The organism is Mesorhizobium sp. CA12 (assembly GCF_020165255.1).
GTDB lineage: Bacteria > Pseudomonadota > Alphaproteobacteria > Rhizobiales > Rhizobiaceae > Mesorhizobium.
Window position 1 is genome coordinate 222,272 of sequence record NZ_JAIUHT010000003.1, and the last position, 19,088, is coordinate 241,359.

At 64.3% G+C, this 19,088-nt stretch carries 24 protein-coding genes and 2 pseudogenes; 16 read left to right on the forward strand and 10 right to left on the reverse strand.

Annotated elements, in window-relative coordinates:
- Positions 1-160: 160 nt before the first annotated feature.
- From LB520_RS07590 to LB520_RS07605, 4 genes are all read right to left on the reverse strand, one after another.
- Positions 161-343 carry a phosphotransferase-like protein gene (locus LB520_RS07590; protein ID WP_224637220.1) on the reverse strand — a complete coding sequence of 61 codons (183 nt, stop codon included), beginning with the start codon at positions 341-343 and terminating at the stop codon, positions 161-163.
- 66 nt (positions 344-409) lie between these two features.
- The gene (locus LB520_RS07595) at positions 410-1,270 is read right to left on the reverse strand and encodes a lytic transglycosylase domain-containing protein (protein ID WP_224637036.1); all 861 of its coding nucleotides are present in this window, start codon (positions 1,268-1,270) and stop codon (positions 410-412) included.
- A 4-nt stretch (positions 1,271-1,274) separates the two neighbouring features.
- A complete protein-coding gene (ispG, locus tag LB520_RS07600) occupies positions 1,275-2,525 on the reverse strand; it encodes a flavodoxin-dependent (E)-4-hydroxy-3-methylbut-2-enyl-diphosphate synthase (RefSeq protein WP_140841545.1) in 1,251 nt (416 codons plus the stop codon).
- Between the two features lie 238 nt (positions 2,526-2,763).
- Positions 2,764-2,943 carry a YdcH family protein gene (locus LB520_RS07605; protein WP_042641511.1) on the reverse strand — a complete coding sequence of 60 codons (180 nt, stop codon included), beginning with the start codon at positions 2,941-2,943 and terminating at the stop codon, positions 2,764-2,766.
- A gap of 239 nt (positions 2,944-3,182) precedes the next feature.
- Between LB520_RS07605 and LB520_RS07610 the strand changes: the two genes are divergently transcribed.
- Positions 3,183-3,386, forward strand: coding sequence for a YdcH family protein (locus tag LB520_RS07610; RefSeq protein ID WP_040985243.1), 204 nt, complete (start codon positions 3,183-3,185; stop codon positions 3,384-3,386).
- Positions 3,387-3,404: 18 nt separating this feature from the next.
- On the opposite strand, the gene LB520_RS07615 is transcribed toward LB520_RS07610, so the two are convergent.
- Entirely contained in the window at positions 3,405-4,205 is an 801-nt protein-coding gene (locus LB520_RS07615; protein WP_224637037.1) for an IclR family transcriptional regulator, read from the reverse strand.
- A 122-nt stretch (positions 4,206-4,327) separates the two neighbouring features.
- Here LB520_RS07615 and LB520_RS07620 point away from each other — a divergent pair, with 122 nt between their 5' ends.
- From LB520_RS07620 to LB520_RS07655, 8 genes are all read left to right on the forward strand, one after another.
- Positions 4,328-5,200 (forward strand): transporter substrate-binding domain-containing protein, encoded by an 873-nt coding sequence (locus LB520_RS07620; RefSeq protein WP_411969864.1) that lies wholly within the window; start codon positions 4,328-4,330, stop codon positions 5,198-5,200.
- Positions 5,201-5,317: 117 nt separating this feature from the next.
- Complete coding sequence (locus LB520_RS07625; RefSeq protein WP_140841553.1) at positions 5,318-5,983, forward strand: amino acid ABC transporter permease; 666 nt, start codon at positions 5,318-5,320, stop codon at positions 5,981-5,983.
- Position 5,984: 1 nt separating this feature from the next.
- Positions 5,985-6,635, forward strand: coding sequence for an amino acid ABC transporter permease (locus LB520_RS07630; RefSeq protein ID WP_140841555.1), 651 nt, complete (start codon positions 5,985-5,987; stop codon positions 6,633-6,635).
- A gap of 3 nt (positions 6,636-6,638) precedes the next feature.
- Entirely contained in the window at positions 6,639-7,430 is a 792-nt protein-coding gene (locus tag LB520_RS07635; protein WP_224637038.1) for an amino acid ABC transporter ATP-binding protein, read from the forward strand.
- Positions 7,431-7,467: 37 nt separating this feature from the next.
- A complete protein-coding gene (locus LB520_RS07640; protein WP_140841559.1) occupies positions 7,468-7,929 on the forward strand; it encodes a RidA family protein in 462 nt (153 codons plus the stop codon).
- A 19-nt stretch (positions 7,930-7,948) separates the two neighbouring features.
- Positions 7,949-9,154, forward strand: coding sequence for an aminotransferase class V-fold PLP-dependent enzyme (locus LB520_RS07645; protein WP_224637039.1), 1,206 nt, complete (start codon positions 7,949-7,951; stop codon positions 9,152-9,154).
- 79 nt (positions 9,155-9,233) lie between these two features.
- Positions 9,234-9,731, forward strand: coding sequence for a 5-(carboxyamino)imidazole ribonucleotide mutase (gene purE / locus LB520_RS07650; RefSeq protein ID WP_224637040.1), 498 nt, complete (start codon positions 9,234-9,236; stop codon positions 9,729-9,731).
- Complete coding sequence (locus tag LB520_RS07655) at positions 9,728-10,804, forward strand: 5-(carboxyamino)imidazole ribonucleotide synthase (protein ID WP_224637042.1); 1,077 nt, start codon at positions 9,728-9,730, stop codon at positions 10,802-10,804. The genes purE and LB520_RS07655 overlap by 4 nt, the downstream gene beginning before the upstream one ends.
- A gap of 4 nt (positions 10,805-10,808) precedes the next feature.
- On the opposite strand, the gene LB520_RS07660 is transcribed toward LB520_RS07655, so the two are convergent.
- The gene (locus LB520_RS07660; RefSeq protein WP_224637043.1) at positions 10,809-11,231 is read right to left on the reverse strand and encodes a lysozyme inhibitor LprI family protein; all 423 of its coding nucleotides are present in this window, start codon (positions 11,229-11,231) and stop codon (positions 10,809-10,811) included.
- 244 nt (positions 11,232-11,475) lie between these two features.
- Here LB520_RS07660 and ykgO point away from each other — a divergent pair, with 244 nt between their 5' ends.
- The 3 genes from ykgO to LB520_RS07675 all read left to right on the forward strand — a co-directional run bounded on the left by ykgO (position 11,476) and on the right by LB520_RS07675 (position 13,551).
- On the forward strand, positions 11,476-11,601 hold the full coding sequence (ykgO, locus tag LB520_RS07665) for a type B 50S ribosomal protein L36 (RefSeq protein ID WP_040974291.1): 126 nt from the start codon (positions 11,476-11,478) through the stop codon (positions 11,599-11,601).
- Positions 11,602-11,746: 145 nt separating this feature from the next.
- Positions 11,747-12,370, forward strand: coding sequence for a tetratricopeptide repeat protein (locus tag LB520_RS07670; protein WP_224637044.1), 624 nt, complete (start codon positions 11,747-11,749; stop codon positions 12,368-12,370).
- A gap of 119 nt (positions 12,371-12,489) precedes the next feature.
- Positions 12,490-13,551 (forward strand): alpha/beta fold hydrolase, encoded by a 1,062-nt coding sequence (locus tag LB520_RS07675; protein ID WP_224637045.1) that lies wholly within the window; start codon positions 12,490-12,492, stop codon positions 13,549-13,551.
- A gap of 73 nt (positions 13,552-13,624) precedes the next feature.
- Here the strand turns inward: LB520_RS07675 and pyk are convergent, their stop codons facing one another.
- Both pyk and LB520_RS07685 read right to left on the reverse strand, forming a co-directional pair.
- On the reverse strand, positions 13,625-15,052 hold the full coding sequence (gene pyk, locus LB520_RS07680) for a pyruvate kinase (protein ID WP_095767318.1): 1,428 nt from the start codon (positions 15,050-15,052) through the stop codon (positions 13,625-13,627).
- Positions 15,049-15,567 carry a DUF1036 domain-containing protein gene (locus LB520_RS07685; RefSeq protein WP_224637046.1) on the reverse strand — a complete coding sequence of 173 codons (519 nt, stop codon included), beginning with the start codon at positions 15,565-15,567 and terminating at the stop codon, positions 15,049-15,051. The genes pyk and LB520_RS07685 overlap by 4 nt, the downstream gene beginning before the upstream one ends.
- Before the next feature lie 205 nt (positions 15,568-15,772).
- Here LB520_RS07685 and LB520_RS07690 point away from each other — a divergent pair, with 205 nt between their 5' ends.
- The 3 genes from LB520_RS07690 to LB520_RS07700 all read left to right on the forward strand — a co-directional run bounded on the left by LB520_RS07690 (position 15,773) and on the right by LB520_RS07700 (position 18,471).
- Entirely contained in the window at positions 15,773-16,570 is a 798-nt protein-coding gene (locus LB520_RS07690; RefSeq protein WP_140841575.1) for an N-formylglutamate amidohydrolase, read from the forward strand.
- Positions 16,571-16,593: 23 nt separating this feature from the next.
- The gene (locus tag LB520_RS07695; RefSeq protein ID WP_095767315.1) at positions 16,594-16,902 is read left to right on the forward strand and encodes a DUF1244 domain-containing protein; all 309 of its coding nucleotides are present in this window, start codon (positions 16,594-16,596) and stop codon (positions 16,900-16,902) included.
- A 387-nt stretch (positions 16,903-17,289) separates the two neighbouring features.
- Positions 17,290-18,471 carry an MFS transporter gene (locus LB520_RS07700; protein WP_140841577.1) on the forward strand — a complete coding sequence of 394 codons (1,182 nt, stop codon included), beginning with the start codon at positions 17,290-17,292 and terminating at the stop codon, positions 18,469-18,471.
- Here the strand turns inward: LB520_RS07700 and LB520_RS07705 are convergent.
- A pseudogene (locus LB520_RS07705) lies at positions 18,429-18,605 on the reverse strand (LysR family transcriptional regulator); the annotation flags it as partial. The gene LB520_RS07700 and the pseudogene LB520_RS07705 sit on opposite strands and share 43 nt — an antisense overlap.
- 3 nt (positions 18,606-18,608) lie before the next feature.
- On the opposite strand from LB520_RS07705, the pseudogene LB520_RS07710 reads away from it, so the two are divergent.
- Positions 18,609-18,824, forward strand: a pseudogene (locus LB520_RS07710) (oxidoreductase); the annotation flags it as partial.
- A gap of 51 nt (positions 18,825-18,875) precedes the next feature.
- Here LB520_RS07710 and LB520_RS07715 read toward each other — a convergent pair.
- Positions 18,876-19,034, reverse strand: coding sequence for a DUF3309 family protein (locus LB520_RS07715; protein ID WP_040991775.1), 159 nt, complete (start codon positions 19,032-19,034; stop codon positions 18,876-18,878).
- Positions 19,035-19,088: the final 54 nt, after the last annotated feature.

Here is a 19,088-nt window from a genome sequence, read left to right on the forward strand (position 1 = left end):
CTTTTAAGGAAATTCCCTCCGGCATGATGCTCCCCCTGTATGATCCGAATAAAAACGCGCCCTGGAAAACACTGTGCCCGCTCTTACTATGGCAAAGCGCAATAAGATTTGAACGCCACCGCCCTGACAAGCGGATTCTCGTCGCAACATTAGCAATTGGCTATCGGCGTTGTTGACGGCCGGGAAGCTCGCGTCCCCGCCAGGAATGCAAGTCGCTACAATTTAAATCGCTGCTGGATGAGGCGGGCGCATTCGCCGGCATCAGCCGGCTGGTGTCGAGCTCAAGGTCGTAGGCGACACCCCGGTGCACGCGTTCGAATTGCCAGCGTGCAAGTCCGGGCAGTCGGTCTGCAACGCCGGCTTTCGCGCGTTTCGAGCACCTCTTGCGGCCCCCTCTCCTGGCGTTGCGTCACCGATTGCGCAACACCACGCAGGCGCCGCCGACGCTTTGCAGCTTGGTGCAGATGCCGTTGGCCTCGCCACGCGAGTCGGCGCCGATCCTGACCGCATAGATGCCGCGGCGGCCGATCGGCGTGCGCACCCGGCTCACCACCGGATCACGGCTGGCGAGCAAGGCCGGGAACCGGCTTTTGACCCTCAGCCATTGGCCGATCGCCGCCGAGCGGCGGAAATTGCCCGCCACCTGCACGCCCCACGGCTTCACGTTGATCGAAGCCATGGCGACGGTCCGCGACATGATCACCGGCAGCCGGCGGCAGGCAAGCGCGAAGCTCATCTTCGGGTCGAGCGGCTGGACGGTGCCGGCATAGGACCTGTCCGAGAACTTGTCGACGGGCTCGCCCATGACGTCGAAGACATAGCTTTCCGTCTCCATTGGCAGGAAGCCGCCCGAGCTCAGCCAGCGCGACACGCGGTTCTCGCCGGCATTGTAGGCCGCGGCCGCGAGCCCGAGATTGCCATAGCTGACCTTCATCTCGGCGAGATATTTCGCCGAGGCCGGGATGGCCTGTCCGATGTCGAAGGGATCGGCGAGCCCGCGCATCTTCGCGGTGCCCGGCATGAATTGCGCGATGCCTTCGGCGCCGACCGGGCTCACCGCGCCCGGATCGAAGCGGCTCTCCTTCCAGATCAGCCGGGCGAAGAAATCCTTGGGCAGCCCGTTCTGTTGGGCCTGGGTCTCGATCAGATCGCAGACGCGGGAAATCAGGCGCTTGGCGGCCGACTTCGACTGCGGCGGATCGGCGAATGCGTGTGTCGCCGCGATCAGCACGAAAAACAAGAGCAGCGTTGCCTCTAGGAAACGCCGCATCGGTTCATTCCGCGGCGGCTTTGCCGTGCCCGTACCGCTGCTCGATATAGTCGCCGACCATCTTCTCGAAATCCTGCGCGATCGAGGGCCCGCGCAGCGTAGCAGCCTTCTTGCCGTCGATGAAGACAGGCGCCGTCGGCGTCTCGCCGGTGCCGGGCAGCGATATGCCGATATCGGCGTGCTTGGATTCGCCGGGACCGTTGACGATGCAGCCCATCACCGCGACCTTGAGGTTCTCGACGCCGGGATATTTCTCGCGCCACACCGGCATGTTCTTGCGGATATCGGCCTGGATGCTCTGGGCAAGTTCCTGGAACACAGTGGAGGTGGTGCGGCCGCAGCCGGGGCAGGCCGCGACAATCGGCACGAACTGCCGGAAGCCCATGGTCTGCAGAAGCTCTTGCGACACCTGCACCTCGCGGGTGCGGTCGCCATTCGGCTCCGGCGTCAGCGAAATACGGATCGTGTCGCCGATGCCCTGCTGCAAGAGGATGCCCATCGCGGCGGAAGAAGCGACAATGCCCTTGGTGCCCATGCCGGCTTCGGTGAGGCCCAGATGCAGCGCATGGTCGGAGCGGGTGGCAAGCTCGGTGTAGACGGCGATCAGGTCCTGCACACCGCTGACCTTGGCCGACAGGATGATCTTTTCGCGGCCAAGCCCGATCTCTTCCGCCATCTCGGCCGACAGGATCGCCGACTGTACGATCGCCTCGCGCGTGACTTCCTGCGCGGTGAGCGGCGAGCCCTTCGCCTGGTTGTCGTCCATCAGCCGGGTCAAAAGCTCCTGGTCGAGCGATCCCCAATTGACGCCGATGCGTACCGGTTTGTCATATCTGATCGCCATCTCGACGATCGCGGCGAACTGGCGGTCCTTCTTGTCCTTGAAGCCGACATTGCCCGGATTGATGCGGTATTTGGCCAGCGCTTCGGCGCAGGCCGGATGATCGGCGAGCAGCTTGTGCCCGATATAGTGGAAGTCGCCGACCAGCGGCACATCGATGCCGAGCCGCAACAGCCGCTCATGGATGCGCGGAACCGCCGCCGCGCTCTCGTCGCGGTCGACCGTGATGCGCACGATCTCGGAGCCGGCACGATGCAGCGCCGCGACCTGGGCGACGGTCTGGTCGACATCGGCGGTATCGGTGTTGGTCATCGATTGCACGACGACCGGTGCGCCGCCGCCGACCATCACGCCGCCGACCGATACGCCGACCGACCGGCGACGCGGGAAGGGAGAAGAAAAATATCCGGTCATGCCGGCCGCCTTTATTTGGGAGTTTCGGCATGAGGTGGCGGAGCAAAGATGGCTTGTCAATGGCAAGCGGCGAGCCAGCCTGCAAATCGGCTAGAGCCGTGCGGGAAATAACAACCGGTCCGACCGCAAGATTTGCGGCCAGCTTTCCGTCAATTTCAGTTAAAGCACCGACCCGGTGGCATTTCTTGCCACCAGAAATTCACCGCAGCGGGTTGCGATGATGGTGCCTGGAAGAGCTTCAGTGTGTCGTCGGACTAGCTTTCAGCTTTTCAATCTCGTCCTTGATTGCCAGCTTGCGTCGCTTGAGATTCACGATTTCGAGGTCGTCGACCGAAGGATGGTTCATCGCATCGGTGAGCTCGCGCTCGATATCACCGTGTTTCCGCTGCAACTCGTCAAGATGGGATGCAAGAGACATGAATGGTTCTCCCTTTCATGGTTTCCTCGATTGCAGCCGTCGCAGGAGCCTCCACCGCAGGTTGCGACTGTGACGGCACCATGACAGTTTGCCACCAACCGATCTCGATGTCGAATGCCACGTGGTAGCATTCCACGACAAAGTGAAATGTGGTAAGGGCTGCGCGCCGGTCACAAACCCGCAAGTCACGGCCCCGCCCAAACAGCCCGATTGGGCGATGCATACGCAGACGGTAGATAATGTCCGAACAGGAACAGGCTGAAATACGCCTCGAATATTCCCGGCTCAAACAAGAACACGCCGATTTCGACGCCGCCATCAACGCGATGATCGCCACCGGCTGCGACCCGCTTCAGATCCAGCGCATGAAGAAGAAGAAGCTGATGCTGAAAGACCGGCTGTCGGCGCTGGAAGACCGCATCATTCCCGACATCATTGCCTGAGCGGATCGCACCGCGCCGTCAAGAGATCGATAGCCGTGCCGCGCGTTCGCGCAGCAGCGCGAGAAGTTCGCCGGTCCGTTCTTCGGACGTGTCGATCGGCACCACAAGGCACATGGTCGCTTCGACCTTGCCTGGCGCAGAGAACACCGGCGCCGCAAGGCATTTGGTGTAGGCATCGACCAGGCCTGACGTGACGCAATAGCCGGTGATGCGCGCCCGCGCGATATCGTCGATGAAATCGTCGAGTTCGAGCTTGCGGCCGTCCGGCAGCACGAGGTCGTCTCGCGTGACCATCGCTTCGATCCCGCCGCGATCGAGGCCGGCAAGCAGCAGCCGGCCGGAAGCAGTCCAGGGCAGCGGGATCTGCAGGCCGGTGGCCGAACTGATGCGGAATGGCCTGGTGCCCGGGCTCGAATGGACGATCGTGTAGCGGCCGCTCTGCAGCATGCAGAGCTCGGAGGTCTCGCCGGTCTCGCGCGACAGCGTGTCGACCTCCTGGCGGCCGCGCCTGAGCAGGTCGTTGCCGCGCATATAAGCCATTCCATAGAGATAGAGCTTCTTGCCGAAATAGACGCGGTTGCCGTCGCCAGCCATTTCCAGCAGCCCGGCTTCGACCAACTCGCGCACCAGCGTATAGGTCGTCGAGCGCGGCGCGTTGAGCCCTTTGGCCAAGTCGCCGATGCCGATCGCACGCTGGTTGGCGTGCAGGAATTCCAGGATGTTCAAAGCCCTGTTGAGCCCCTTCTCGCGCGAGCCCGCCGGCCGCTCTTCATCCGCACCGTCGCTTGGCCACCCGGTCAGCGTTTCACTCTCTTGCATTGCTTATTCCTAGTGCTAGTATCTGTCTTGTACAGGATACACACGTCTCTTGTAAGAGACAATCGCTGATTGCGACGCGTATCTCTGCTGCATTGGGGAACACACCATCAAAGGAGGTCGCCGTGAACGACACATCCGGCAGACGTGATTTTCTGAAACTGGGAATGGCGGGGCTGGCCACCGCCGGCGCGCTCACCGCCATCAGCGCCGAGAAGGCGGCGGCGCAAGCCGCGTCCGACAGCGTGCTGCGCACCGCGCTCGATCGCGGCAAGCTGATCGTCGGCACCGGCAGCACCAACGCGCCGTGGCATTTCGAAAACGATGCCGGCGAGCTGGTCGGTATGGACATCACCATGGGCCGCATCCTTGCCAAGGGCCTTTTCGACGACCCGACCAAGGTCGAGTTCGTCATGCAGGATCCGGCGCAGCGTATTCCGAACGTGACGACCAACAAGGTCGACATCACCATCCAGTTCATGACCATGACGGCGCAGCGCTCGCAGCTGATCCACTTCTCGCGGCCATATTACGTCGAAGGCGTCGCGCTGCTGACGCTGCCCGGCTCCGAGAACAAGACCTTCGACAAGCTCCTGGCGAACGGTTCCGCCACACGCGTCTCGATCCTGCAGAATGTCGATGCCGAAAGCTCGGTGCATTTTGCCTTGCCGCAGGCGCAGGTGCTGCAGATCGATACCCAGGCGAACGTTCTGCAGGCGTTGGAATCCAAGCGCGCCGACGCCGCCGCTGTCGATCTGTCGACGGTGCGCTGGCTCGCCTCGCGCAATCCCGACAAGTATTTCGACGCCGGCAAGAGCTGGTACTCGATGCTTTACGGCGCTGCGGTCCGGCAAGGCGACCTCGACTGGCTGACCTTCGTCAACCAGACCTTCACCATCGCCATGTTCGGCCATGAGACGGCGCTCTACGATGCCGCCTTCAAGGAATATTTCGGTCAGGAGCCGCCGCCGCGCCACCCGGGCTTCCCGGTCATCTGACGCGCCACACGACCAACCGGCGGAAGGGCGAGGCAACCGTTCTTCCGCCTGTTCTCCTCACACCGGCCCATGCGAATGATGAATGCTATGTTCGCCGCGGGCCATTGAGACGGACGCATGGGCTATACGCTCAATTTCAACCTGATCTGGCGGCATTTCGATAAGCTGTGGGGTGGCTTGCTGCTCAGCCTCGAGCTTGCCGTCATCTCGATCGCCATCGGCATCGTCATCGGCTTGGTGTTGGCCGTCTGGTATGTCTCGGCCGGACGCGTGGTGCGCGCCATCATCGCCGCCTATGTCGAATTCATCCGCAACGTACCGCTGATCCTGCTGGTCTATTTGGTCTTCTACGGCCTGCCGACGGTCGTCGACCTTGCCTACAGCGCCCCTACCTCGTTTGTCCTGACGCTATCGGTCTATAGCGGCGCCTATCTCGTCGAGGTGTTCCGCTCGGGCCTGGAAGCGGTGCCGCGCGGTCAGCTCGACGCCGGCAAGGCGATCGGCCTTACTCCATGGCAGCGCCTGATCCACGTACGCCTGCCGACGATGCTGCGCATCACGCTGCCGGCACTGTCCAACACCTTCATCTCGCTGTTCAAGGACACCTCGATCGCCTCGGTGATCTCGGTGCCCGAGCTCACCTACGGCGCCCAGTGGATCAACTTCAACACGTTCCGCATCGTCGAGGTCTATCTGGTGACGACGGCGATGTATCTGGTGACCGGCTACACCTTGCTGTTTGCGCTGCGGCTGGTCGAACGCCGATTCAGGGCGGCGCGCTGAGATGCTGAGCCAGATCCTCTACGCCCTGCCGTTCCTTGCCGAAGGCTTCGCCGTGACCTTATGGGTCTCGCTGCTGGTCGTGGTCCTGTCCTTGGTCGCAGGGGTCCTGCTGGGCGTCGGCCTGGTCTATGGGCCAGCGCCGCTGCGTTGGGCAGTGCGCATCTTCTCGGACACCATCCGCGGCATCCCGATCCTCGTGCTGATGTTCTTCGTCTATTACGGCCTGCCCGCGGTCGGCGTGCACCTTCAGTCCTTCTGGGCGGCGGTGCTGGCGCTGACCTTGTTCAAGACGGCGCAGGTCGTCGAATATCTGCGCGGCGCCGTCGCCTCGATCCCGAAAGGCCAGTCGGAAGCGGCGATGGCGATCGGCCTCACCTTCCGCCAGCGCCTCACCTCGGTGATCTTCCCGCAGGCTTTCCGCCGCTTCCTGCCACCCTGGATCAACGGCGTCACCGATGCCGTGAAGGGCAGTGCGCTGGTTTCGCTGCTCGGCATCACCGATCTGATGCAGGCGATCAACCAGGTCATCGGCCGCACCTATGAGGCGATGCCGCTCTATATCCTCGGCGCTCTCATCTATTTCGCCGTCAATTATGCGCTTTCCTATGCCAGCCGGCGGCTGGAACGGCGCTTCGCTTTCATCCGGGATTAAGTGATGGCCAGTTCGAACGACAACCCAGCGCTTCTCGACATTGCCGAGGTCTCGAAATCCTTCGGCTCGGTCAGTGTGCTGCGCTCGGTCAGCTTGCAGGTGGCGAAGGGCGAGGTGGTGACCATTATCGGCCCTTCGGGCAGCGGCAAGACCACGCTGCTGCGCTGCGTCAACTTCCTCGAAAGCTATGACTCGGGCTCGATCCGCATCGACGGCAAGGAGGTCGGCTTTCGCGACGGCGGCGCGCGCCAGCGGCGTAGCGAACGCGATCTTGCAGCCATGCGGGCCGAAACCGGCATGGTGTTCCAGGGCTTCAACCTCTTCCCGCATCTGACCGCCGCCGGCAACATCATGCTCGGCCTGACCAAGGTGCGCGGCAAGAGCAAGACGGAGGCGCGCTCGATTGCCGAGCATTGGCTGGGCCGCGTCGGCCTCGCCCACAAGGCAGACAGCCTGCCCGCCGAATTGTCGGGTGGCCAGCAGCAGCGAGTCGGCATTGCCCGCGCAGTCGCCATGGAGCCCAAAATCCTGCTGCTCGACGAGATCACCTCGGCGCTCGACCCGGAGCTCGTCGGAGAGGTGCTGGCGGTGGTCCGCAGCCTCGCCGAAGACGGGATGACCATGGTGATGGTCACGCACGAGATGGCCTTCGCCCGCGATGCCTCCAGCCGCATCGTCTTCATGGCCGATGGCGGTGTCTCGGCCGTCGGTCCGCCGAAAGAAGTGCTCGCGGCGGAAACGACCAACGAGCGCCTCCGCGCATTTCTGGCGCGTTTCCGCGCCTCGCATTTCTGAAAGCGGATGGCCTCGGCCATCCAGGGAGTACCCTTCCATGTCGCCTTACATACGGCTCGCCGAGCTTGGCCTGACGTTGCCGGAGCCGCCGACGCCCATCGCCAATTTCGTCACCCATGCCGAGAGCGGCCGGCTGATCTTTCTTTCGGGACAGGGGCCGCTGCGTGCCGACGGCACGCTTTGCACCGGCAAGGTCGGCGATGACGTGACCGTGGATCAGGCCTATGAGCATGCCCGCCTCACCGGCCTCAATTTGCTCGCCGTCATGCATGCCGCGGCGGGCGATCTCGGCCGCATTGTGCGGGTCGTCAAGCTGCTCGGCTTCGTCAACGCCACGCCGACCTTCAGCGACCACCCCAAAGTGGTCAATGGCTGCTCGGACCTCTTCGCCGATGTTTTCGACAAGCTTGGCGGCCATGCTCGCTCGGCCATCGGCGTCGGCTCGCTGCCACGCAATATCACTGTCGAAATCGAAGCGGTTGTGGAGATCGCCGCCTGACTTAACGGAGTCCACTCACATGAAGACCTATTCCGACACCGGCTCCAACACCACCATCCGCGAGCGGCTGGGCTTGAGGCCAATCATCAATGTCTCGGGCACGATGACGGCGCTGGGCGCCTCGATCATCGTTCCCGAAGCGATCAGCGCCATGGCCGAAATCGCTTCGCAATGGGTGGAGATGGACGATTTGCAGCGCGCCGCGAGCGCGGTGGTCGCACGCCTCACCGGCGGCGAGGCCGGCTTCATCACCGCCTGCTGCGCCTCGGGCATCACCATGGCCATCGCCGGCGCAATGACAGGCAACAACCTTCTCGCGATCGAACGCCTGCCGGACGACACCGAAGGGCTGAAGTCCGAGGTCGTCATCCAGCTCGGCCACATCGTCAACTATGGCGCGCCCATCGACCAGTCGATCCGCGTCGCCGGCGCCAAGGTCATTCCGGCGGGCACCGTCAGCGTCACCCAGGACTATCACGTGCGCGAAGCGATCAATGAGCGGACGGCGGCGGCTCTCTACGTCGTTGCCCACCATACGGTGCAATACGGCATGCTCTCGCTGGAGGAATTCTGCGAGATTTGCCATGCCAAGAATATTCCAGTGATCGTTGACGCCGCGTCCGAATATGACCTGCGCAGCTTCCTGGCGCGCGGCGCCGACATCGTCGTTTATAGCGGCCACAAATTCCTTTCGGGCCCGACCAGCGGCATCGTCACCGGCCGCAAGGACCTGGTACGCGCCGCTTATCTGCAGAACCGCGGCGTTGCGCGCGCCATGAAGGTCGGCAAGGAAAGCATCGCCGGTACCATGGCGGCGCTCGACGCCTGGGAGAAACGCGACCATGCCGGCATCCGCCGGCGCGAGGAGGCGGCGCTCAATCTGTGGAAGGATTCACTTCAAGGCATTCCCGGCATCGGCGCTGAGATCATTCCCGACCCGACGAACAATCCTCTCGACCGCCTGCAGGTGTTCGTGCGTCCGGAAAGCCGCTTCACCGCCGCCGGCCTGGCTTCCGCTTTGGCCGCCGGCTCGCCGCCGGTGATCGTCCGCAACCACGAGGTCGAGCGCGGCCACTTCTTCCTCGACCCCTGCAATTTGCACCCCGGCGAGGCGGAGATCGTCGCCGAGCAGCTGCGCGCCGTGTTGACGGCGAAGGAGCGTCCGTCCGATGCGATGAAAATCGCGCGCAAGGACTCTTCGGGCTCCCTGCGTTGGCCGGGCTAGCTCGGTGCGCATTCACCACATCCTTGCGGCTGTCGGCGAATTCCGCTAAGGCGCGCCTTTGCCGCCGCGGAGCCACACCTTGACCGATCAGCGTGCCGACGTCGCCATCATCATGGGCAGCCAGTCCGACTGGGCGACGATGCGCCAGGCGGCGGAAACGCTGGAGGCGTTGGGCATCCCGCACAGGAGGCTGATCGTCTCCGCCCACCGCACGCCCGACCGCCTCTATGAATTCGCCAAGGGCGCCAAGGCGGCCGGCTATAAGGTGATCATCGCCGGCGCCGGCGGAGCGGCGCATCTGCCCGGCATGACGGCGGCGATGACGCCGCTGCCCGTCTTCGGCGTTCCGGTGGAATCCAAAGCGCTGTCGGGCCAGGACTCGCTGCTCTCCATCGTGCAGATGCCGGCCGGCATCCCGGTCGGCACTTTGGCGATCGGCAAGGCGGGCGCCGCCAATGCAGCGCTTCTCGCAGCGGCGGTGCTGGCGCTGAACGACGATAAGCTCGCTGCCCGGCTCGACGCCTGGCGCGCGGCGCAGACCGCCAAGGTCGCCGCCGAGCCGGCGGACGCGCCGTGAGCCTGACGCCGGGATCGACCATCGGCATCATCGGCGGCGGCCAGCTTGGCCGCATGCTGGCGATGGCCGCGGCGCGCCTCGGTTATCGCATCGTCGTGTTGGAGCCCCAGCCCGACTGCCCGGCCGCGCAGGTCGCCAACCGGCAGATCGTCGCCGCCTATGACGATCCGGCAGCGCTTGCCGATCTGGCCAGCGCCAGCGCCGTCGTCACTTACGAATTCGAGAACGTCCCGGTCGCCGCGGCGCTAACGCTGTCTGCAACGGTCCCGGTCTATCCGCCGGCCCATGCGCTCGAAGTCGCGCAGGATCGCCTCACCGAAAAGAGCTTTCTCAACGGCATCGGCATCCCGACGGCGGAGTTCTGTCCGGTCGACAATGACGATCAACTGACCGAGGCCCTCAAAACGTTCAACGGCAGCGGCGTGCTGAAGACCCGCCGCATGGGCTATGACGGCAAGGGCCAGCGCGTCTTCCGCAACATGCAGACCGGCGGCTTTGCCGGCACCTGCGAGGCGATGGGCAATGTGCCGCTGATCCTGGAATCGCTGGTCGCCTTCGAGCGCGAGATTTCGGTGATCGCCGCGCGTGGGCTCGACGGCTCAGTCGCCGTCTTCGATCCGGCCGAAAACGTCCACCGCGAAGGCATATTGCGCAGCTCCACTTTGCCGGCCGCCATCCGCCCGGAAACGGCCGCCGCCGCCAAGGATGCCGCCGCGAAAATCCTTTCGGCGCTCGGCTATGTCGGCGTCATCGGCGTCGAGTTCTTCGTTCTTGCCGACGGCGCGCTTCTGGCCAATGAGCTGGCGCCGCGCGTGCACAATTCCGGCCACTGGACGGAGGCTGCCTGCGTCGTCTCGCAGTTCGAGCAGCATATCCGCGCTGTCGCCGGCCTGCCGCTTGGTTCGCCCGCCCGCCATTTTGACTGCGTGATGGAAAACCTGATCGGCGACGACATGCTGAAGGTGCCGACGCTGCTTAACGAACCCGACCTGGTGCTGCATCTCTATGGCAAGGCCGAGTCGCGTCCCGGCCGCAAGATGGGTCATTTCACGCGTCTCATCAGGTCGCGATAACGCCCTATTGCATATCCTGATCGTCGCCCGCGTCCGAACCGGCGCAGTTCGGATCGCTCAGCTTGCAGCTGGCGTCGGAGGTGAGCTGCTTTGTGCGCTCGTTGGTCAGCTTCGTCAGGCACTGCGAAACCTCCATCGGATGGATGGATCCGCCCTCGCTGTCGGCGGTCGAATAGGCGCATTCGGCATCGCGAAAGGCGATCCAGGCGCGTTGCGCCGCCTGCAACAGCTTGTTCGAGGCCTGATCGTTGCTGCCGACGATATTCTTATAGGCGGCATTGAGCTTGGCGTCGGCCGCCTGGTAGTCGGCATCGGCGCAGATGTTCAGCATCGACTGGCTGTCGTCGTTGCGGTCGCATTCCTGCGCCCGAGCGGCCGGCGCCGTCGCCAGCAAGACCAGACAGGCAGGCAGAAGCAGGCGGCGCATGTGCAATCTCCGGTCGTTCGCGCAAATCGCACCATTCCAGCCGCCCTTGAGTCGCGCAATGCAGCTTCGCCGGGATGGCGAATATTTGATATGCCGGCCCACTTGCGGCATTCGGCCACGCGCATGTGGTTGACACGGGCAAGGCTCCTCGTTTATGAGCCACGCAAGTTCAAAAGGGCGCGCTTTTTCCGGGCGCGCCTTTAAAATTCGGCCCGGGACGGGCCCTGACCGAACAGGCAAGACCATGAAGATCAAGAATTCGCTCAAGGCGCTCAAGGCGCGTCACCGCGACAACCGGCTGGTTCGCCGCAAGGGACGCATCTACATCATCAACAAGACCGCTCCGCGCTACAAGGCGCGCCAGGGCTGAGCCTTGCGCGCGGCCTGATGCATGTCGCCCGAAAGGCAAGCGACATGCAAGGAGACCAGGCCGCGCTGATGTCGAATGCCGGTTCGCCGGCGCTCTCACGCTAAAATCACTTTGACGATCCGCCGTCCGGGACTAGATTCCGGCGATGCGGATTCTTTTTGCATTTTTCACCGCCTTTTTGCTTTCCGGCACGGCTTTGCCTGCAGGAGCAGAAGAGGTGCCCGGTGCGCTGCCTCCAGATGCCGCGCCGTCAGCCGCCGCCACGCCCCCGCCGGCCGCTCCCAGCAAGCAGGGCCGCCTCGACCAGCTCTTCACCGAGCTGAAGCGCGAGCGCAATGAAAAGGCCGCCGAGCGCATCGCCGGCCGCATCTGGAACGAGTGGAACCAGTCGGGCAGTGCCTCGATCGACCTGATGATGCAATGGGCGCAGAAGGCGACGGAAGACCAGAAATTCGACGTCGCCCTCGACTTCCTCGACCAGGTCGTGACCTTGCAGCCCGACTATGCCGAAGGCTGGAACCGCCGCGCCACCGTCCATTTCATGATGAAGAATTACGGGAAGTCGATGGCCGACATCGACCGCACCTTGCAGCTCGAGCCGCGCCATTTCGGCGCGCTTTCGGGCCTCGCTCAGATCATGGCCGAAACCGGCCACAAGCAGTCGGCGCTGGAGGCTTGGCAAAAGGTGCTGGCGATCTACCCGATGATGCGCAGCGCCCAGAACCAGGTCTCGACGCTCTCGGAAGAGCTCGCCGGCGAGGGGATTTAGGCAGTAGGAATTGGGCAGTAGGCAATAGGAAAGAGAGCAACCTACTGCCTACTGCCTACTGCCTACTGCCTACTGCCTACTGCCCTAAACTAATTCCGCCCTACCCCGTATCTCCCCGCATGAACCTCATCTGCGCCGCCCTCCTCTTCCTCGTTGCTCTCCTCTTTGCCTTCGCCGGCGTCACCCGCGCCGGCGTCTGGCTGGTCGAGCGGCGCAGCCCGCCTGCCGGCGCCTTCGCCGAGATCGATGGCGCGCGCATCCATTACGTCCATATCCCGGCGCCCGCCGGCGCCGACCTGCCGCCGGTCGTCTTCATCCATGGCGCCAGCGCCAATCTCAAGGACCAGATGCTGCCGCTGAAGCCCCTCCTCGAGGGTCGCGCCGAAATGCTGTTCCTGGACCGCCCGGGGCTCGGCTGGTCGGAGCGCGGAGACAATGAGACGTTGGCGAAGCAGGCGGATACCATTGCCGCGCTGATGGACCGGCTGGGAATCCGCGACGCAGTCATCGTCGCCCATTCCTTCGGCGGCGCGATCACCACGGCCTTCGCCCGTCAGCATCCGGAAAAAACGCTTGGCCTCGTCTTCCTTTCGCCCGCCACGCATCCCTGGCCGGGCGGCGCGACCGCCTGGTACTACAAGCTCACGGCCACGCCGGCGATCGGCTGGCTGTTTTCCGAAACGCTCGCCTATCCGGCCGGCATGCTGCAGATCGGCGGCGCGACGTCTTGCGTCTTCTCGCCGAACGCTGTGCCGGACTCCTACGTCGACAATGCCTCGATCCCGCTGGTGCTGCGGCCGTCCGCCTTCCGCGCCAACGCCCGCGATGTCGCCCAGCTCTACGACTATGTTCGCGCCGCCTCGCCTGGCTATCGCGCAATCAAGGCGCCGACGGTCGTCATCTCGGGCGATCGCGACAAGGTGGTCTACGCGACAATCCATTCCATCGGCGTGGAACGCGACATTCCCGGCGCCGAGCTGGTCTGGATCCACAATCTCGGCCACAAGCCGGACTGGATCGCGCCCGACCTCGTGGTCGGCGCCATTGCGAAAGTGGCCGGCGCGCAGATCGATTTGCAGGCGATCGCCAAGACCGCGGAAGGCCGGATCGCCGGCGACGCGCAGGGCGCCGGCAAATGTCCTGAGCTCCGGGTGCCAGACGCAGAACTCGCGCCGGGCTGAACTCGGAGGTTCAAGCGCCAAGGGCGTGTTGAGATTCGGGTCAGGCCGGCCTCACCCGAATATCGACTACGCTCTAGTGAGTCTCCGATCCCACATAGGCAATCCGCAGCATGTTGGTCGAGCCCGGCGTCCGCAGCGGCACGCCGGCCGTGATGATGACGCGGTCGCCCGGCTTGCCGAAGCCTTCCTCCAGCGCGATGCGGCAGGCCCGGTCGACCATGTCGTCGAGGTCGGTCGCGTCCGGCGAGACGACGCAATGCGTGCCCCACAAGAGCGACAGCCGGCGCGCCGTGTTGACGATCGGCGACAACGCCACGATCGGCACCTGCGGGCGCTCGCGCGCGGCGCGCAAACCGGTGGTGCCCGACGCGGTGTAGGAGATGATCGCCGACAGTTTCAGCGTTTCGGCGATCTCGCGCGCGGCCAGCGAGATGGCGTCGGCGCCGGTGGCTTCCGGCTCCGAGCGCTGCGCATTGATGATGCCGGCATAGGTCGGGTCGGTTTCGACCTTGGTGGCAATGCGGTTCATCATGGCGACCGCCTCGACTGGATAGGCGCCGGCCGCGGATTCGGCCGAAAGCATGATCGCGTCCGCGCCTTCGAAGACGGCGATCGACACGTCGGAGACCTCGGCGCGGGTCGGCACGGGCGCGGTGATCATCGATTCCAGCATCTGCGTGGCGATCACCACCGGCTTGCCGGCGCGGCGCGCCGCGCGCGTGATCTGCTTCTGGATGCCAGGCACGGCTTCGAGCGGCATCTCGACGCCGAGATCGCCGCGGGCGACCATCAGCGCGTCGGAGAGCTCGATGATTTCGGGGAGCCGCGCCACCGCCTGCGGCTTCTCGATCTTGGCCATGATCAGCGCGCGGCCGCGCGCGATCTTGCGGGCCTCCGCAAGGTCCTCCGGCCGCTGCACGAAGGACAGCGCCACCCAGTCGACGCCGGTGGCAAGAACCGCGTCGAGATCGGCACGGTCCTTCTCGGTCAGCGCGCCGACCGGCAGGTCGGTGTCGGGCAGGCTGACGCCCTTCTTGTCGGAAATGCCCGAGCCGGCGACGACCGTGCAGGTGATCGATTTGCCGTCGCTCTTCAGCGCCTTCAGCTCCAGCTTGCCGTCGTCGATCAAAAGACGGTGACCGGCCTCGACCGAGCTCAGGATTTCGGGATGCGGCAGATATACCCGCTTCGACGTGCCGGCTTCGGGATTGTCGTCGAGCGTGAAAGTCTGGCCGACAGCCAGCGCTTCCTTGACGTTGGCGAACTTGCCGACCCTGAGCTTCGGGCCCTGCAGGTCGGCCAGGATGCCGATCGGTCGGCCGACGGCCGCCTCGACGGCGCGGATGCGGCCGACCAGCGTGCGCATCAGCTCGTGGTCGGTATGGCTCATATTGATGCGGAAGACATCTGCGCCCGCTTCGAAGAGCTTTCTCAGCATCTCCTCGGAGGAGGAAGCCGGACCGATGGTGGCGAGGATCTTGACCTTGCGGCTACGTCTCATTGACTGTTTGTTCCCGGAGCGGGGGTCGCTGGCGCGCCTCCCGTTGCGGGCTCGTCGGTCAGCTGGACCATCCAGCTGGCCTGCTCGCCCGTGTCATATTCCTGAAATCCGGCGCGTTGGAAGCCCCGGGCGACGCAATCATTCACGCCGGCTATCTTGAACTCTTTTTCGGCGACGCACATGTTGATCGGGCCGTCCCAGCGCCCGCCACGTTCGGCGTCTTCTGCATAAAGATAGTAAAACCTTGATGACAGCGGACCCTCGATCAGCGTCTTGCAGGTCGATCCTTCGATGTGCCACCAGCCCTCGGTGATCCAGCCGGCCTTGGCGCGATAGCCGATGCCGACGCCCACCAGATTTTGCGTCGCGTTGCAAACGCGGAAGTCGGCCCGGGCCGGCGAGGTCGCGGCTATCGCGAAAAAACCCGCGCCGACGATCAGCAACGGCACGGCCAGGCGCTTGCGCAACCGACCGGCAAAACCCGTCGCAGATCCCCTTGCGAACCACATTTGCATCTCTCGAAGCCCTTTTCAGCAAACTCCGGGCGCATGTCAACGCGCCGTTTTGTTCAATTCCAATCGATTTAGAAGGGCCCGTCGCGCAAATTCTCCCTCGGTCGGGGATTTTTTGCGGAAACCTTGGCCAAACAACGGCATTGCGCCGGCGTCCTCTTCGTGGAATGACGATAGCACATCGCAGCCGCCATCCCCTTTTCAGCCGATGACCCGATCCACAGTTTTCACGCCGTTCGACATAGTCGAGGGCGACCGCAAGAGAGGCGTCGTGCTTCTCGCCGACCACGCCCGCCGCGATCTCCCCGACGAATACGGCAGTCTCGGCTTGCCGGCGTCCGAATTCGACCGTCACATCGCCTATGACATCGGCGTCGAGACGGTGACGCGCGAGCTCGCCGCTGCGCTTGACGTGCCGGCGGTGCTTGCCGGCTTCTCGCGGCTGCTGATCGACCCCAACCGGGGCGAGGACGACCCAACCATGATCCGCCAGCTCTATGACGGGACCGTGGTGCCGGGAAACTATCCGATTGCCCGGGAGGAGCGCGAGCGGCGGCTCGACCGTTTCTACCAGCCCTATCACGACGCCGTCGGGGCGATGATCGCCTCCGTCGCCCATGCTTCGGGCAAGGCGCCGTTCATCCTCTCCGTGCATTCCTTCACGCCGGCGATGCAGGGTTTTGTCCGCCCCTGGCATGTCGGCGTCCTGTGGGACCGAGACGACCGCGTGGCGCGGCCGCTGATCGACATGCTGGCCGAGGACAAGTCCCTCGTCGTCGGCGACAACGAACCCTATGACGGCGCGCTGCGCGGCGACACCATGTTCCGCCATGCCATCGTCAACGGCTACGCACATGCTCTGATCGAAATCCGTCAGGACCTGATCGCCGACCGCGCCGGCGCCTTGGCCTGGGCCGAACGCTTGGCGCCGATCGTTGACGCCATCGACCGGCGCCCCGATATTCATCAGGTGAAAATGTTCGGCTCGCGCACCGGACCTGTGTGACGAGACCGACGGCGGAGTTCCCCATGACCGAGCTCAACGACGACCAGAAACGCGATTTCGAGGCAGCCGCGTTTCGCCGGCTGGTGGCGCATCTGCGCGAGCGCGGCGATGTCCAGAACATCGACCTGATGAACCTCGCCGGCTTCTGCCGCAACTGCCTGTCCAACTGGTATCGCGAAGCCGCCGAAGCCGAAGGTGTGGCATTGTCGAAAGACGCTGCGCGCGAGATCATCTACGGCATGCCCTATGCCGAATGGCAGGCGCTCAACCAGACCGAGGCGTCGGAAGCCAAGAAGGCCGAGTTCGAGGCGCGACGGCCAAAGGATCACTAAGCAGCGACGACGCACGCTTTCGCGACTTCGTCATTCCAGGGCGGAGCGTAGCGGAGACCCTGGAATCCATTCCGTGACGACTGCCGAAGAGCACGGCGATCCAGAATATCGTCGCATCGGCGCCGCCCGGGAACATTCTGCATGGTAGCGGCGCTCCTAAGTCACGGAATGGATCCTCGGGTCCACGCGCGTCGCTTCGCTCCTTGCTCCGCCCGTGGATGACGAACGGAGAGGCGTCGCAGCAATCGTCAAAGCAGCAGCCTGCCGCGAACGACGCCGACCCCCGATCGCGCCCTTGGTCCAAGCACTTCCCCGCTGCGGTCCTTGACTACGAATTGAATCGATCTAATTTGCCGCGCGAATCCTTTGCATGGCGGATTTCAGACGATGAGCGTGCAAACCACGATGCAGGCCGCGGCGCGCGGCCGCTGGGCCGTCGCCGGTATTTTCCTCGCCAATGGTTTCTTGACCGGCAGCTGGGCGCCGCAGATCCCGGTGTTCCTCACCCGGCTCGACATCACCCGATTCACCCTCGGCCTGCTGATCCTCCTGTTCGGCGTCGGCGCGGTCATCGCCATGACCTGGTGCGGCCATCTGATCTCCCGGCACGGCTCGCGCAGCGTGACGCGCTGGTTCGGTGTTTGCGGCAGCTTCGGCCTGCTGATCGTGGCGCTCGCCCCTAACGTTCCGCTGGCGGCGATTGCCATGCTCGTCTTCGGCGGCTCAATCGGCGGCATGGATGTCGCGATGAACTCGAATGCCGTCGTGGTGGAAAGGCGGCTTTCGCGCGCGATCATGTCGTCGTCGCACGGCTTCTGGAGCCTCGGCGGCTTCGCCGGTGGCGCGCTCGGCGGCTACTCGATCCAGAATTACGGCTATCTTGCCCATGCCGTCGCGGTGACGGTGATCGCCTTTGCCATCATCGCGTTTGCCGTTCGTTATCTCATCGCCGAGGGCCGGCCGCAGGCGGTCGAGCACCAGAAGTTCACGCTGCCGCGGCACATGGCCGTCTATCTGGTCGGGCTGATGGCGCTGCTCACCATGATCTCGGAGGGCGCGGTGCTCGACTGGGCGGCGCTCTTCCTGCACCAGGAGCTGGGTGCCGATCTCGCGGTCGCCGGGCTGGCCTATGCCGCCTTCTCCGGGGTCATGGCGCTGATGCGTTTCCTGGGCGACGGCGTGCGCAACCGCTTCGGCGCGGTGTCGACCTTGCGCGGCTCCGCGCTGGTCGCCGCCGCCGGCATGCTGGTCGCCGGCCTCTCGCCCTCGCCTTACCTTGCCATAACCGCCTTTGCTTTCTGCGGCTTCGGCATTGCCAACATGGTGCCGATCATCTTTTCGGCCGGCGGCAATCAGGAAGGCATGTCGTCCGGCACCGGCATGAGCGTCGTCACCACCATGGGCTATTCCGGCATATTGGTGGCGCCGTCGGCAATCGGCTTCGTCGCAGAGCATTCGAGCTTCGGCCCGATCTTCGTCGCGCTGTCCGCGCTGCTGGTCGTCGTGCTCTTGATGGCCGGCCTCGCTCACCGGGCCGAATTTGCACCTGAACCTGTCCCAGCCGAATAGCGCTTCAGTTCCTCGTGCAGGAAATCCGCCACGCGGCGGATGCGCATGCTGGTGCGCACGTCTCGATGCATGGCAAGCCAGACCGGCAGAACCGGCGGGGGCAAATAGGGCAACAGTTTTTCCAGGTTCGGATCGGCATGCCCTGGTGGGTGCTGCGCGCCGGCAGCCCGTTCGTGGCCATGTGGCGCGAGATCGTCTCGATGTCCTATCTGCGCTTCGAAGCGCACCGGCTGGTCTCGACGCGGCTGGAGGAGGTCATCGGCGAAATCCCGCACACCCCGCTCGACCAAGCGGTGAAGGAAGCATTGCAGGATATCGGCGTCGCCGCGGAGCCGTCGCGCCTCGCCGCCTGATCAGGACAAAATGAACCGGCCGGGCTGAAGCCCGGCCGCAATTCGTTTGGATCAGATCCTGCCCATCAACAAGAGTATCAACAGCACGACCAGGATGACGCCAACGATCCCCGACGGCCCGTAGCCCCAGGAGCGCGAATGCGGCCAGGCCGGCACCGCGCCGATCAAAATCAGGATCAAGATTATTACGAGAATTGTGCCGATCGTCATGAGAAACCCTCGCCGTCTGGTTGAACTTGAAGGCACAATGCAAAAAGCCGCCCG